The organism is Streptomyces sp. SID12501, from assembly GCF_010550245.1.
Lineage (GTDB): Bacteria > Actinomycetota > Actinomycetes > Streptomycetales > Streptomycetaceae > Streptomyces.
This window is the reverse complement of the sequence record NZ_JAAGLU010000037.1, coordinates 36,349-50,151: the sequence shown is the minus strand read 5'-3', so window position 1 is coordinate 50,151 and position 13,803 is coordinate 36,349. Positions and strand designations below refer to the sequence as shown.

12 protein-coding genes are annotated in these 13,803 nt (G+C 70.4%); 9 read left to right on the top strand and 3 right to left on the bottom strand.

Features of this window, described 5'->3' with window-relative positions:
- The first annotated feature begins 22 nt into the window (after positions 1-22).
- Complete coding sequence (locus G3I71_RS35315; protein ID WP_164321266.1) at positions 23-745, top strand: response regulator transcription factor; 723 nt, start codon at positions 23-25, stop codon at positions 743-745.
- Here G3I71_RS35315 and G3I71_RS35310 read toward each other — a convergent pair.
- From G3I71_RS35310 to G3I71_RS35305, 3 genes are all read right to left on the bottom strand, one after another.
- Positions 703-2,544 (bottom strand): ABC transporter ATP-binding protein, encoded by a 1,842-nt coding sequence (locus tag G3I71_RS35310; RefSeq protein ID WP_164321264.1) that lies wholly within the window; start codon positions 2,542-2,544, stop codon positions 703-705. The genes G3I71_RS35315 and G3I71_RS35310 overlap by 43 nt on opposite strands.
- A 105-nt stretch (positions 2,545-2,649) precedes the next feature.
- On the bottom strand, positions 2,650-2,787 hold the full coding sequence (locus tag G3I71_RS50435) for a hypothetical protein (RefSeq protein WP_203732212.1): 138 nt from the start codon (positions 2,785-2,787) through the stop codon (positions 2,650-2,652).
- Positions 2,788-3,230: 443 nt separating this feature from the next.
- Complete coding sequence (locus tag G3I71_RS35305) at positions 3,231-5,054, bottom strand: bifunctional UDP-sugar hydrolase/5'-nucleotidase (RefSeq protein WP_164321262.1); 1,824 nt, start codon at positions 5,052-5,054, stop codon at positions 3,231-3,233.
- 239 nt (positions 5,055-5,293) lie between these two features.
- Here G3I71_RS35305 and mshD point away from each other — a divergent pair, with 239 nt between their 5' ends.
- The 8 genes from mshD (at position 5,294) to G3I71_RS35265 (ending at position 13,737) form a co-directional block, all read left to right on the top strand.
- On the top strand, positions 5,294-6,229 hold the full coding sequence (gene mshD / locus G3I71_RS35300) for a mycothiol synthase (protein WP_164321260.1): 936 nt from the start codon (positions 5,294-5,296) through the stop codon (positions 6,227-6,229).
- Positions 6,230-6,368: 139 nt separating this feature from the next.
- Positions 6,369-6,785 carry a GntR family transcriptional regulator gene (locus G3I71_RS35295; protein WP_164321258.1) on the top strand — a complete coding sequence of 139 codons (417 nt, stop codon included), beginning with the start codon at positions 6,369-6,371 and terminating at the stop codon, positions 6,783-6,785.
- The gene (locus G3I71_RS35290) at positions 6,782-7,687 is read left to right on the top strand and encodes an ABC transporter ATP-binding protein (RefSeq protein WP_164321256.1); all 906 of its coding nucleotides are present in this window, start codon (positions 6,782-6,784) and stop codon (positions 7,685-7,687) included. Before G3I71_RS35295 ends, G3I71_RS35290 begins: the two co-directional genes overlap by 4 nt.
- The gene (locus G3I71_RS35285) at positions 7,684-8,691 is read left to right on the top strand and encodes an ABC transporter permease (protein WP_164321254.1); all 1,008 of its coding nucleotides are present in this window, start codon (positions 7,684-7,686) and stop codon (positions 8,689-8,691) included. Before G3I71_RS35290 ends, G3I71_RS35285 begins: the two co-directional genes overlap by 4 nt.
- Complete coding sequence (locus tag G3I71_RS35280; protein ID WP_164321252.1) at positions 8,688-9,680, top strand: ABC transporter permease; 993 nt, start codon at positions 8,688-8,690, stop codon at positions 9,678-9,680. The genes G3I71_RS35285 and G3I71_RS35280 overlap by 4 nt, the downstream gene beginning before the upstream one ends.
- 307 nt (positions 9,681-9,987) lie before the next feature.
- Positions 9,988-12,219 (top strand): RNA degradosome polyphosphate kinase, encoded by a 2,232-nt coding sequence (locus tag G3I71_RS35275; RefSeq protein WP_164321250.1) that lies wholly within the window; start codon positions 9,988-9,990, stop codon positions 12,217-12,219.
- On the top strand, positions 12,200-13,309 hold the full coding sequence (locus G3I71_RS35270) for a CHAD domain-containing protein (protein WP_164321248.1): 1,110 nt from the start codon (positions 12,200-12,202) through the stop codon (positions 13,307-13,309). Before G3I71_RS35275 ends, G3I71_RS35270 begins: the two co-directional genes overlap by 20 nt.
- 8 nt (positions 13,310-13,317) lie before the next feature.
- Positions 13,318-13,737, top strand: a complete 420-nt coding sequence (locus G3I71_RS35265) for an NUDIX hydrolase (RefSeq protein WP_164321246.1) — start codon at positions 13,318-13,320, stop codon at positions 13,735-13,737.
- Positions 13,738-13,803 lie beyond the last annotated feature (66 nt).

Sequence of the window (13,803 nt, the reverse complement as noted above, 5' to 3'; positions counted from 1 at the left end):
CGCGTCGTCAGACCGTATTGAGATGACGCGGAAGATCCTGTTGGCCGACGACGACGCGGCCGTACGTGAAGGGCTCGACCGGGTGCTCAGGTTCGAGGGGTACGAGACCGTGCTCGCCGGGGACGGCCGCACGGCGCTCGCCTTAGTGGCCGAACCGGACACCGCACCCGACCTCGTGCTCATGGACGTCACCATGCCCGGCCTCGACGGGCTCGCCGCGACCCGGCGGCTACGGGCCTCGGGGTGCACCGTCCCGATCCTGATGATCACCGGACGGGCAGCCGTCGGGGACCGCATCGTCGCGCTCGACAACGGCGCCGACGACTACCTCATGAAACCCTTCGCCACCGAGGAACTCCTCGCGCGGGTACGGGCGTTGCTGCGCCGGAGCCCACAACGCGAACCCCGGCCGCCCTCGGCGCTCGCGGGCCTCAGCTTCCAGGATGTCCTCCTGGACCCGCGGACCCGTACCGTCACCCGCGCCAACCGTCAACTCGACCTCACCAAGACCGAGTTCAACCTCCTCGAATACCTGCTGAGACGCCCCGACAGGATTCTCGGCCGGGTCCAGATCCTCAAGGACGTCTGGGGCTTCGACTTCGAGCCCACCTCCAACACCCTTGACGTGTACGTCATGTACCTGCGCCGGAAACTGGAGAGCCGGGGCGAACCCCGGCTCATCCACACCGTGCGGGGGATGGGTTACACCCTCAGGGCCAGCGTCAGCGTCTCCTCGCGCAGGTAGGACCCGGCAGATCGGGGGAGCAGCGGGGCCGCGAGCCTCGCGTACACCCCGCCCCGTGCCATCAGTTCGTCGTGCGTGCCCGTCTCGGCGAGGCGGCCCTCGTCGACGACCAGGATGCGGTCCGCGTCCGGGGCGAGGCTCAGATCGTGGGTGATCATGATGGTCGTACGGCCCGCCATCAGCCGGCGCAGCGCCGGGACGATCCGGCGGGCGGCGATCGAGTCCAGGCCGGCCGTCGGCTCGTCGAGGACCAGTACCGGGGCCCGGCGCAGCATGGCCCGGGCGATGGCGATCCGCTGCAACTGGCCGCCGGAGAGCGTGGCCGTGCCGGGGGCGATCCTCGTGCCGTACCCCTCCGGGAGCGCGGTGACGAAGTCGTGCGCGTCGGCCGCCCGTGCCGCCGCCTCGATGTCCGCGTCGCTCGCGCCAGGGCGCCCGCACTCGATGTTCTCGCGGATCGAACCGTGCAGGATCAGCGTCTCCTGCGGCAGCAGCACCACGTTCTCGCGCAGGAAGGTGAGGGGTACGTCGGTCAGCGGGACGCCGTCCAGGCAGATCACGCCCGCTGAGGGGTCGTAGAAGCGGGTGAGGAGTTTCGACAGGGTCGATTTTCCGGCGCCGCTCGCTCCCGTGATCAGGACCAGTTCGCCGGGGGCGGCGGTGAAGGTCACGTCGCGCAGCGACGGCCGCCGGTCCGTTCCCTCTCCCGGACCTCCCGGATCTCCTGAATCTCCCGGACCTCCCGGACCTCCCGGATAGGTGAAGGAGGCGCCGTGGACGCTGACCCAGCCGCGCACCGGCCACTGGGCGACCGGCTCGGCCGGGTCGGTGACGGCGGGCTCGGCGTCCAGCAGCTCGCCGAGGCGTTCCGCGCCCGCGGTCGCCGCCGTCAGGGTCAGGCCGAGCTGGCCGAGGCTGCGGATCGGCGGATAGAGGTAACCGACGAAGGCGGCGAAGGCGAGGAGCGCGCCCAGTGACATACGGCCGGCGGAGATCTCCCAGACGCCGAGGCCGATCACCGTGAGGACGCACAGAGTCTCGACGACCTCGACGAACTGTTCGTACATCTCGCTCAGCCGCGCCCCGCGCACACTCGCCTTCATCCAGGCGCGGGCCTCCCGGTCTAGGCGCTTCTCCTCGTCGCGGCGGCGGTTGTAGGCCTGGGTGAGGACGATGTTGCCGAGGGACTCCTCCACCACGGAGGTGATCGCACCGTCGGCGACCCGCTCGTCCTGGCTCGCCGTCCTGATGCGGCCTGCGAAGCGGCGGGCGGCGAGGAGGAAGAGGGGGGCCAGGAAGAAGGTGACCAGGGCCAGGTCCCAGCGCAGCCAGAGGGCGGCGGCGGAGTAGAAGAGGGCCGAGAATGCGGCGGAGACGGTGCCGACGACTCCCGAGACGACCATCTGCTCTATCGCCTCGACATCACCTGTGAGGCGTTCCACAAGGTCGCCCTGGCGGTGCTTCTGGAAGAAGTGGGGCGGGAGACCCTGGACGTGCCGGAAGACGTTGGCGCGCAGGCGCAGGACGAATCTCTCGGCGGTCCAGGTGGCGAGCGAGTTTCCGGCGTAGCCGACGAGCGCACCGAGCACGGCGACGGCCAGCCAGGCGCCGGCCGGGCCCCAGAAGGCGGCGAGGGAACCCGATTTCAGGGCGTTGTCCGTCAGTTCCGCGAACAGCAGGATCGCGGCGGTCTCGGCCAGGGCGGACACCACCACGCAAGTGACGATCGCCGCCAGCCATTTCCGGTCGCCACGCGTCAAAGGCCAGAACCGGCGGAATGCCTCCCGGACCTCCCTCATGTTCAACTCCCTTTCCTTTTCCCCCTACACACCTGAGGCGGGGCCACCCGGACGATGTGCTCGTCCACCGGTGACCCCGCCTCATCACAGGTCTCCGCGCCGGTCTCAGCGCTGGTGCCCGACCGGACGACGCTGCGCCTTCTGGGGCGCCGGCTTCTTCGGAGCCTTCTTCTTCGGAGCCGGAGCCGGGGCGGCGGCGGGCTTGGACGCCTTCTTGACGGGGACGATCTTGTGGAAGCTCATAGGAATTCCCTCCAGGGTTGTGAATCAACTGTTGGCGACTTGCCATTCACTGTGACAGCGAATGGGGCTGCGAATGGGACTGCGGTTTTGTCAGTCCTTATGGGCGACCGGTCGACGCCTGGGGGTGACCTTCTTCGGCGCGGGCTTGTGGGGCGCCGGTACGGCCTTGCGGGTCTTCTTGACCGAGATGATCTTCTTGAAGCTCATGTCGCTCTCCCTTACTTTCCTTTTATTTTCGTGTCGTCCGCCGTTCGCTTTCGACATGGAAAACACTACGGGACCCGGGAAGTGGAAAAAGCCAATTCCGCTTAGACCTCGATTAATAGCAGCTGAGACCAATTTTCAGGACAGTCGGGGAACCGATCCCCATTTCACACAGGATTTATTACGGGCATGGCAAAGGGCCCAAGGCAACATGCCTTGGGCCCTCTGAGGTGTAGCCGCTACTGCACGATCGTGATCCGCTTCGCCGCCGGAGGCGCGATCGGCGTCGTGGCCGTGGAGTTGGCGGTCAGGTAGTCCGCCAGCACCGCGAGGTCGTCCGCGCCGACCAGGTCGTTCGTGCCCTGGCCCAGCGTCGGGAAGCCGTCGCCACCGCCCGCGAGGAAGTTGTTCGTCGCGACACGGTAGGTGGCGGCCGGGTCGATCGCCGCACCGTTCAGCCTGACCGAGTCGGCGACCAGGCGCGCGGCGCCGGCCTTCGTCAGGTCAAGGGTGTAGGTGAGCCCCGACGACACCTGGAGCACCTTCGGCGAGGCCGCGTTCGTGCCGCTCACCTGCTCCTGGAGTACGGAGATGATCTGCGCGCCGGTGAAGCTCTGGAGGTTCACCGTGTTGGAGAACGGCTGGACCGTGAAGCCCTCGGCGTAGGTGACGACACCGTCGCCCTCGGCGCCCTTCGCCGCGAAGGTGAGCCCCGCGCGGATTCCGCCCGGGTTCATCAGCGCGAGGTCGGTCTCCGGGTCGAGCTTCTTGCCGTAAGCCAGTTGCGCGTCGGCGATGAGGTCGCCCAGCGGGGACTCGGTGCCGGTGTTGTTGATGTCGCCGGAGATGTAGCCGATCGAGCGGTTGCCGACGGGCGCCGCGAGGGTGTTCCACCGGGCGATCAGGTCGGTCATGTCCGCGGCCTTGGCGACGGTCCGGGTGACCACGTGGTTCGCTGAACGGACGGCCGTACGGGCGATGTCACCCGTCTTGCGGTCGTAGGTCAGCGTGGTGTCCGTGTAGAGGCGGCCGAAGGACGCGGCCGAGGTGACCGTGCGCGGCTTGCCCGACGGGTCCGGGATCGTGCAGGCGTACGCGGCGTGCGTGTGGCCGGTGACCAGCGCGTCGACCTTCGGGGTGATGTTCTTCGCGATGTCGACGATCGGACCGGAGATGCCGGAGCCGCCGCCCGCCGCGTTGCAGTCGTAGTTGTAGGCCGTCGAGGCCGGGAGGCCGCCCTCGTGGATCAGCGCGACGATCGACTTGACGCCCTGCTTCTCCAGCTCCTTGGCGTACTTGTTGATCGTCTCGACCTCGTCCTTGAACTTGAGGCCCTTCACACCCTCGGCGGAGACGACACCCGGGGTGTCCTCAAGGGTCACGCCGATGAAGCCGATCTTGACGCCGTTGTTCTTCCACACCCAGTAGGGCTTGAGGATCGGCTTGTTGGTCTTCTCGTCGAGCACGTTCGCCGCGAGGTAGGGGAAGTCCGCGCCCTTGAACTTCTTTCCCTTGACGTAGCAGCCGTCCGTCGGGTGGCAGCCGCCGTTCTGCAGGCGGCCCAGTTCCTTGGCGCCCTCGTCGAACTCGTGGTTGCCGACCGCGGTGACGTCGAGGTCGAGGCCGTTGAGCGCCTCGATGGTGGGCTCGTCGTGGAAGAGGCCCGAGATCAGCGGGGAGGCGCCGACCATGTCGCCGCCGGCCGCCGTGATCGAGTACGGGTTGTCCCCGCGCGCCTCGCGCAGGTGCGTGGCGAGGTACTCGACACCGCCCGCGTCGATCGTCTTCGTCGTGCCGTCGGCCTGGAGTTCGGTGACGCGGCCGGAGGAGCCGGACGGCGGCTCCAGGTTGCCGTGCAGGTCGTTGAAGGACAGCAGCTGCACGTCCTGGTAGCGGCTCGGCTTGCTGTGTGCCTGACCGCCGGGCTTGTACGAGCTGTCACCGGCGCTGGCCGGGAGAGCGGCGGCGGCGAGTGCGCCGACCGTGGCGATACCGGCGACGCCGGCGAGCAGCGCGCGCGTACGGCGTCTGCGGCGGTGGTACGGCTGGGGTGTGGCTGGCATGTGCTCCCCTGAAGTTCGCGAAGTCCGGAAGAGGACCCGAAGAAGAAAGGGACGTCCGTGAGAGGACGTGCGAGTACGACGCAAGAAGCAGGTGCGACGTAAGAAGTACGTGAGAATTTCAGTCCCGTCCCGGCGCAGCCTAGAGTCAACGCGCGTAGCGCGACAGGGGTTCAGGGTTACGGAACGGTTGCCTCCTCGGGAGATTCACCACGAATCGGGCAGGCCTTACCCTCGTAGCCATGACCAGCGACGACACCGCGCGCCCCGGCCCCCCCGACCCGTCCCGTTCCATCGACACCCTGGCCGCCCTCACCCCCGAGCAGGCCGACGCCGTCCTCGCGCTGCTCGCGGACGCCGCCCGGACCGACGGCCAGCAGGCGGTGTCCGAGCAGGGGCGGCTCCAACTGCGCGGGGGCGCCCGCGAGGGCGTGTCGCACTTCCTCCTCGTCGTCGGCGGCGAACTCGTCGGCTACGCACAGCTGGAGGACACCGATCCCGTAGAGGCGCCGGCCGCCGAACTGGTCATCCACCCGGCCCACCGCGGCCACGGTCACGGGCGCGCCCTCGGCTCGGCCCTGCTGGCCGCCTCCGGCAAGCGGCTGCGCGTCTGGGCGCACGGCGCCCACTCCGCCGCCCGGCACCTCGCCCAGGTCCTCGGCCTCGCCCTCTTCCGCGAACTGCGCCAGCTGCGGCGGCCGTTGACCGACCTGGAGCTGCCCGAGCCGAAGCTCCCGCAGGACGTGACGGTACGGACCTTCGTGCCCGGCGAGGACGACGCGGCCTGGCTCGCCGTGAACTCCGCCGCCTTCGCCCACCACCCCGAGCAGGGCTCCCTCACCCAGCGCGACCTCGAAGACCGCAGGGCCGAGGCCTGGTTCGACCCGGAGGGCTTCTTCCTCGCCTTCCGCGGCGGCGAACTCATCGGCTTCCACTGGACGAAGACGCACGCGGCGGAGGGCCTCGGCGAGGTGTACGTCATCGGCCTGCTCCCGGGTGCCCAGGGCGGCGGCCTCGGCCGGGCGCTCACCACGATCGGCCTGCGCCACCTGGCGGAGCGCGGGCTGCCCACGGCGATGCTGTACGTCGACGCGGACAACACGGCGGCGGTGGCACTCTACGAGCGGCTGGGCTTCGTGACCCACGAGACGGACCTGATGTACCGCACCGAGTCCTGACCGAGTCCTGACCGACCCGGTACGTCTCGCACGTCTCCCCAACTCCCCGGAAAAACCTGATGGGGGCGGTGATCTTGACACCGCCCCCACTCTTGGGCCACCCTTTCACTACTCAATTAGTGAAAGGGTGGTTGTACGAGTGGTCGAGTACCGCATCGACAGACGCACCGGCGTCGCCACCTATCTGCAGATCGTCCAGCAGACCAAACAGGCCCTGCGCCTGGGCCTGTTGGAACCCGGCGACAAGCTGCCCACCGCCCGTGAGGTCGTGGAGGCCACCGCCATCAATCCGAACACCGTCCTGAAGGCCTACCGCGAGCTGGAACGCGAAGGCCTGGTCGAGGCACGGCGGGGCCTCGGCACGTTCGTCCGCAAGTCGCTGGGGGCCGCCCCGGCGGACTCCCCCTTCGGCGCCGAACTGGCCGACTGGGCCGTCCGAGCCCGCGACGCCGGACTCGAACGGGACGACGTGGCCGCGCTGTTCACTTCCGTACTCGACACACATTTCGTCGACACACCTTCCGTCGACACGCAGTTCAAGGGGGACCAGGGATGAGCGACACCGCCATGGAGGCGGCCGGACTGGGCAAGCGGTTCAGCTGGCGGAAGGACAAGGGCTGGGCGCTGCGCGAGTGCGCGTTCCGCCTGCCGGCCGGGCGCGTCTGCGCGGTCGTCGGGCCCAACGGCGCCGGCAAGTCGACGCTGCTGGCCCACGCGGCCGGTCTCCTCAGGCCCACCGAGGGCACGCTCACCGTCCTCGGCACCAGCCCGGCGGCGGCGCGTGAGCGTATGGCGTACGTCGCCCAGGACAAGCCCCTGCACCTCCAGCTCACCGTCGAGGACACCCTCCGCCTGGGCCGGGAGCTCAACCCCCGGCGCTGGGACCAGGCCGTCGCCGCGGGTGTCATAGCTGACGGCGCCCTAGACCTCGACGCCAAGATCCGCACCCTCTCCGGCGGCCAGCGCACCCGGGTCGCGATCGCCCTCGCCCTCGGCAAGCGCCCCGAACTGCTGCTCCTGGACGAGCCGATGGCCGACCTGGACCCGCTCGCCCGGCACGAGCTGATGGGCACCCTGATGGCCGACGCCGCCGAGAACGGCACCACGGTCGTCATGTCCTCGCACGTCGTCGCCGAGCTGGAGAGCTCCTGCGACCACGTCCTCCTGGTCGGCGCAGGCCGGGTCCGCCTCGCCGGCCCGCTGGAGGACCTGCTCGCCGCCCACACCCTGGTCACCGGCCCGGCCGCCGACCTCGACGGCCACACGGTCGTCGAGTCCCGTACGACGGGCCGCCAGACCACCGCCCTCATCCGCCCCGGGGGCCGCCTCGCCGACACCTGGCAGATCTCCGCCCCCACCCTGGAGGAACTGGTCCTCGCCCACCTCCGCTCCCCCGAGGCACCGCCCCTGCACCTCGACAGCCTCGACGCGGACGAGTCGGCGGAGGCCGCCGTATGACCACCACCACCGCCGCACTCACGGCACCCGAGCGACCCGCGGTACAGCGCACCGGCCGTCTCCACGGCCTCACCTGGACCCTCCTGCGTGTGCACCGCTCCGCACTCTGGTTCTGGCTGCTGTACGTCGTCGTGACCGCCGGGTTGATCCTCTGGACGTACGGGCCGGGCGCGAACGCGGCCATGGACGAGCTGGCGCGCTCGGGCTGCGGTGCCGACGGCACGCCCAACCTCGGCTGCGACACCCTGGGCACGCTCGGAGCACGCTGGGACTCGGGCGTCGTCCTCGGCAGCCTCCTCATATTCTTCGCCCCGTTCCTGATCGCCGCCTGGGCGGGCGCCTCGCTCATCGGCCGCGAGCTGGAGGACGGCACGGCACAACTGGCCTGGACGCAGTCCGTGTCCCCGGCGCGCTGGCTGGCCGCCAAGATCGCCGTGCCCGCCGTACTGATCACCGCGGGCATGCTCCTGCTCACCCTGCTGCACCGCATGATGTGGGCGGCCACCGCCGAACTGCGGCAGGACAGCTACCACTGGTACGACGCCCAGATCTTCGAGCCCAACGGCACCCTCGCCACCGCCTACGCCCTGGCCGGTCTGGCCCTCGGCGTTCTCGCGGGCATGGTCGCGCGCCGCTCGCTGCCAGGGCTCGGCGTCGGAGTCGTCGCCATCGGCATCGCCGTACAACAGTTCCAGTCCCTGCGTCCGCACCTGTGGCCGGCCGAGACCCGGAAGAGCGCCGTCGGTTTCGAGGACACCGTCAGCATGTGGGTCGGCAAGGGTTCCTACACCTCGACCGGCGCCCGCATCCCCGACCTGTTCTGCGACGACAGGGCCGCGTGCATCGCCCGCAACGACGTCGCCGGCGTCTACCTCGACTACCACCCCGCCTCCCACTTCTGGCCCCTCCAGCTCGTGGAGACCGGCATCCTCCTCGCCCTCACCGCGGTGGCCGTGGTGATCGCGTTCGCCCTGCTCAAGCGCCGCACGGGAGCCTCCGCATGACCACCACCGCCACCGCACTCGCGACACCCACAAGACCGCGGCGCACCGGCACCCTCCAGGGTCTCGTCCGGGCCACACTGCGCCTGCACCGCTCGGCGCTCTGGTTCTGGCTGATGCTGGTCGCCGTGGCCGCCGGAGCACTGCTGTGGAACTACGGATACGCGCTCGACGCGGCCTTCGCCGAGTTCACCAGGGCCGGCTGCCACGACGGGGGCGTCCAACGCGCCTGCGAGTACTCCGTGTCCGACTACCACCATCTCGGCACCGCGGATTCCGTCGGCAGACGCCTGACCGGCCTCGTCCCCCTCCTCACCGCCGCCTGGGCGGGCAGCGCCCTGATCGGCCGGGAACTGGAGAAGGGCACCGCTCAGCTGCTCTGGACCCAGTCGGTCTCCCCGGCGCGCTGGCTGGCCGCCCAGCTCGCCGTACCGGCCGCGCTGCTCGTCACCGGAACCGGCCTCCTCACCCTCCTCCACCGCCTGATGTGGGACAAGCACAGCCAGCTGTGGGGGCCGCTGGGCAGCTGGCAGTGGCACCAGAGCGGCGGCTACTTCGCCAACGGCACCCTCGCCACCGCGTACGCCCTGCTCGGCCTGGCCGTGGGCGCCCTCGCGGGCATGTTCGTACAACGCTCGCTGCGCGCCCTCGTAGTCGCCTCCGCGGCCCTGCTGGCCCTCATGACCTTCCTCGGCGAGCTGCGCCCGCACCTGTGGCCGGTCGAGACCCTGACCCGCAAGGGCGGATACCCCGAGTGGACCGGCATGGTCGTCCGCGACGGTGTCATCACCTCCAGCGGGTCCCACGTACCGGACCCGTACTGCAACGACGACAAGTGCCGCGCCGCCGCCGACATCGTCGGCTACTTCCGCGACTACCACCCGGCCTCCCACTTCTGGCCCCTCCAGCTCATGGAGACCGGAGTCGTCCTCGCCCTCACCGCCGCCGCGGCGGCCGCCTCCTTCTGGCTGCTGCGCCGCCGCACGGTCTGAGCGGGCCCGCCCGACCCGCGTATGCCCCTGCCACCGGGGAGGAGGGGCATACGCGCACCCCCGGCCGACACCGCCTGCCCGCTCGCCCACCCCCGCGAGCCGCCCCCCGATATCCCGTACGTCATGTCCCCGTAACCAGTGATTCAGCCAGGCTTGCGAGGCTCACCCAATGACGCCCGCCGTGCCTGAGCCTTCACCGCCCCCCGAGGGCACCAACGCGGCCGGAGCCGACCGGACCGCCCCCGCCGCGCTCCCGCCCGCACGCTCCGACGCGCCCGTACCGGGCGAGGCGCGGAACAATGGGGTCATGAGCCAGCCAAACGCCCAGTCGCAGGTACAGCACGCGCAGCCGTCCGTCGGTTCCCTGACCTCCCACCGCCCGCACACGGTGTCGGCCGTGGTCTCCGACCTGGAACCCGACATCGACGCAGACCTCGACGAGTACGAGGAGGCACCCTACGACGGCGAGCTGCTGCCGCAGGGCCGCTTCCTCGACCGGGAGCGCAGCTGGCTCGCGTTCAACGAGCGGGTGCTGGAACTGGCCGAGGATCCCAACACACCCCTCCTCGAACGGGCTAACTTTCTCGCGATCTTCGCCAGCAACCTGGACGAGTTCTTCATGGTCCGGGTGGCCGGTCTGAAGCGCCGGATAGCCACCGGCGTGGCCACCCGTTCCGCCTCCGGCCTCCAGCCCCGCGAGGTGCTGGAGATGATCTGGGCCCGCTCCCGCGAGCTGATGGCCCGGCACGCCGCCTGCTACCAGGAGGACGTGGCCCCGGCGCTCGCCGAGGAGGGCGTGCACCTGGTCCGCTGGAGCGAGCTGACGGAGAAGGAGCAGGCCCGCCTGTTCACCCTCTTCCGCCACCAGATCTTCCCGGTGCTCACGCCGCTGGCCGTCGACCCGGCGCACCCCTTCCCGTACATCTCGGGTCTCTCCCTGAACCTCGCGGTGATCGTCCGCAACCCGGTGAGCGGACACCGTCACTTCGCGCGCGTGAAGGTGCCGCCGCTGCTGTCCCGCTTCCTGGAGGCCTCCCCGAGCCGGTACGTGCCGATCGAGGACGTCATCGCCGCGCACCTCGAAGAGCTGTTCCCCGGCATGGAGGTCCTGGAGCACCACGCCTTCCGCCTCACCCGCAACGAGGACCTGGAGGTCGAGGAGGACGACGCCGAGAACCTCCTCCAGGCCCTGGAGAAGGAACTGATGCGGCGCCGCTTCGGGCCGCCGGTGCGCCTCGAGGTCGAGGAGTCCATCGACCGGTACGTACTCGACCTGCTGGTACGGGAGTTGAACATCACCGAGGCAGAGGTGTACCCGCTGCCGGGTCCCCTCGACCTCACCGGTCTCTTCGGCATCTCCTCCCTCGACCGGCCCGAGCTGAAGTTCCCGAAGTTCATCGCCGGCACCCACCGCGACCTGGCCGAGGTCGAGTCGTCGTCCGCGCCGGACATCTTCGCGGCCCTGCGCGAACGGGACGTACTCCTCCACCACCCGTACGACAGCTTCTCCACCTCCGTGCAGGCCTTCCTGGAGCAGGCGGCGCTCGACGAGGACGTCCTCGCCATCAAGCAGACCCTGTACCGGACCTCGGGCGACTCCCCGATCGTGGACGCCCTGATCGAGGCGGCCGAGGCCGGCAAGCAGGTCCTCGTCCTCGTCGAGATCAAGGCCCGCTTCGACGAGCAGGCCAACATCAAGTGGGCGCGCAAGCTGGAGGCGTCCGGCTGCCACGTCGTCTACGGCCTCGTCGGTCTGAAGACCCACTGCAAGCTGTCCCTGGTGGTCCGCCAGGAGGGCGACACCCTGCGCCGCTACTCCCACGTCGGCACCGGCAACTACCACCCCAAGACGGCCCGCCTCTACGAGGACCTGGGCCTCCTGACCGCCGACCAGCAGGTGGGCGCGGACCTGTCGGACCTCTTCAACCGGCTGTCCGGCTACTCCCGCCGGGAGACGTACCGCCGTCTGCTGGTGGCCCCCAAGTCCCTTCGGGACGGCCTGATCTCGCGGATCAACAAGGAGGTCCAGCACCACCGTGCCGGACGCCCCGCGTATGTCCGTATCAAGGTCAACTCGATGGTGGACGAGGCGCTCATCGACTCGCTGTACCGCGCCTCCCAGGCGGGCGTCCCGTGCGACATCTGGGTCCGCGGCATCTGCGCCGTACGGCCCGGAGTCCCGGGTCTCTCCGAGAACATCCGGGTCCGTTCCGTCCTCGGCCGCTTCCTCGAACACTCCCGGGTCTTCGTCTTCGGCAACGGCGGCGAGCCCGAGGTGTGGTTCGGCAGCGCCGACATGATGCACCGCAACCTCGACCGCCGCATCGAGGCACTCGTGAGGGTCACGGACCCGGCCCACCGGGCCTCGATCAACCGGTTGCTGGAAACCGGCATGTCCGACACCACGCAGTCCTGGCACCTGGGCCCGGACGGCGAGTGGACCCGGCACGCGGCGGACTCCGAGGGCCAGCCACTGCGGAACGTCCAGGAGATGCTCATAGACGCCCGGAGGCGTAGGCGTGGCACAGCGACAACTTGACCCGACCGACCCCACGACGGCCGGTCCCGCAACGGCCGGTCCCGTGCCGGCGGACGCCCTGGCGGACTACCTGCGGGCGCAGGCGACGGAGTTCCTCCGCGCCCTGCGCCTGCACAGGGAGACGGGCACGGGTACGGCACACGCGGGCTCCTCCGCCTCCCCCGGAGAGGAGCCCGTGGACGCGGCCCGCGCCCTGCGCCACGCGGCCCGCCGCATCACGGGCACCCTCCACACCTTCCGCCCGCTCCTCGACCCCACCTGGTCGGAGACGCTCCACCCCGAACTGGCCTGGCTGTCAGGCACGTTGGCGAGGGAACACGCCTACGCGGCCCGCCTGGAACGCCTGTTGCTGGCCCTGCAGCGACTGTCGGGGGCAGCACCTTTCCCGAAGCAACTGGCTGTGGGACCCGGCGACGCAGGCCCCCGGTCCCGCCCGGCGGCCACCCCGGACCGCAGCAACCTGACAGTGGGCGCCGCGAAAGCGGGCGCCCTGCTGGAACGCCAACTGACCCTGGCCCGCACCCGATCCCACTCGGCGGCCCTGCAGGCCCTGGGATCGAGCCGCTTCCACGCGGTGGCCGACAACGTCGCCGTCCTCGCCAGCGAAGTCCCCCTGACCCCCAGCGCCACCACCACCCCCACCGACCTGCGCCCCCTCGCGGCCGCGGCCCACGAACGCCTCTGCGACGCCGTCACCGCCCTCCCCCTCCTCACCGCCGGCCACCCCTACAACGCGGAGGCCCTCGTCCACGGCCTCTCCCCCGACCCGGCCCCCCACCCCCAGGACGCCCCCTGGCACCACGTACGCCTCCTCCTGCGCCTGCGCCGCTACGCCCACGAGGTCCTGGAGGGCGACGAAGCCCGCATCGGCCTCGACGGACGACTGCTGGCGGCCGGCACGGCGCTCAACCGGCACCGGGACGCGTCCGAGGCCGCCGCGGCGGCGGCCGCGGCGGCACGCACCCCCCGCATCGCCCCGGCGACGGCGTACGCGCTCGGCGTGCTCCACGCCGACCAGCGCCACGAGGTGGAGGCGGCCCGGTTCGCGTTCCAGCAGTCCTGGGAGAAGAAGGCGATGATCACAAGGTGACCTACGAGGTGACATCCGACAGCGAGCACCCCGTACTCGCGGCGGGCTGCGTCCTGTGGCGCCGCTCGCCCGTGGACGGCGGCCTGGAGATCTGCCTCGTCCACCGGCCGAAGTACGACGACTGGTCGCACCCGAAGGGCCACCTGAAGCGCGACGAGGAGCAACTCGCCGCCGCGCTGCGCGAGGTCGAGGAGGAGACGGGCTACCGGGCGGCTCCCGGCGCTCCCCTCAGCCAGACCCATTACGAGGTCAACGGCCGCCCCAAGCAGGTGAGTTACTGGGCGGCGGAGGCAACGTCCGGCGCCTTCACCCCGAACGACGAGGTCGACCTCATCCTGTGGCTGCCCCCGACGGCCGCCCGCGAACGCCTCACCCAGCCCCGCGACAAGGACCTGGTCGACGAGCTGCTGGCCCTGCCGCAGAGGTAGGCCAAGGGGCGGTCAGCGGACGGGCTGAGGCGCGTCGTCCACGTGCCCCCTGCCGTCCGTCCGGGC

Excerpts from the sequence above, each read along its gene's own strand:
- G3I71_RS35315 (WP_164321266.1), top strand. The coding sequence starts at position 23 with ATGACGCGGAAGATCCTGTTGGCCGACGACGACGCGGCCGTACGTGAA.
- G3I71_RS35310 (WP_164321264.1), bottom strand. The coding sequence starts at position 2,544 with ATGAGGGAGGTCCGGGAGGCATTCCGCCGGTTCTGGCCTTTGACGCGT.
- G3I71_RS50435 (WP_203732212.1), bottom strand. The coding sequence starts at position 2,787 with ATGAGCTTCCACAAGATCGTCCCCGTCAAGAAGGCGTCCAAGCCCGCC.
- G3I71_RS35305 (WP_164321262.1), bottom strand. The coding sequence starts at position 5,054 with ATGCCAGCCACACCCCAGCCGTACCACCGCCGCAGACGCCGTACGCGC.
- mshD (WP_164321260.1), top strand. The coding sequence starts at position 5,294 with ATGACCAGCGACGACACCGCGCGCCCCGGCCCCCCCGACCCGTCCCGT.
- G3I71_RS35290 (WP_164321256.1), top strand. The coding sequence starts at position 6,782 with ATGAGCGACACCGCCATGGAGGCGGCCGGACTGGGCAAGCGGTTCAGC.
- G3I71_RS35285 (WP_164321254.1), top strand. The coding sequence starts at position 7,684 with ATGACCACCACCACCGCCGCACTCACGGCACCCGAGCGACCCGCGGTA.
- G3I71_RS35280 (WP_164321252.1), top strand. The coding sequence starts at position 8,688 with ATGACCACCACCGCCACCGCACTCGCGACACCCACAAGACCGCGGCGC.
- G3I71_RS35275 (WP_164321250.1), top strand. The coding sequence starts at position 9,988 with ATGAGCCAGCCAAACGCCCAGTCGCAGGTACAGCACGCGCAGCCGTCC.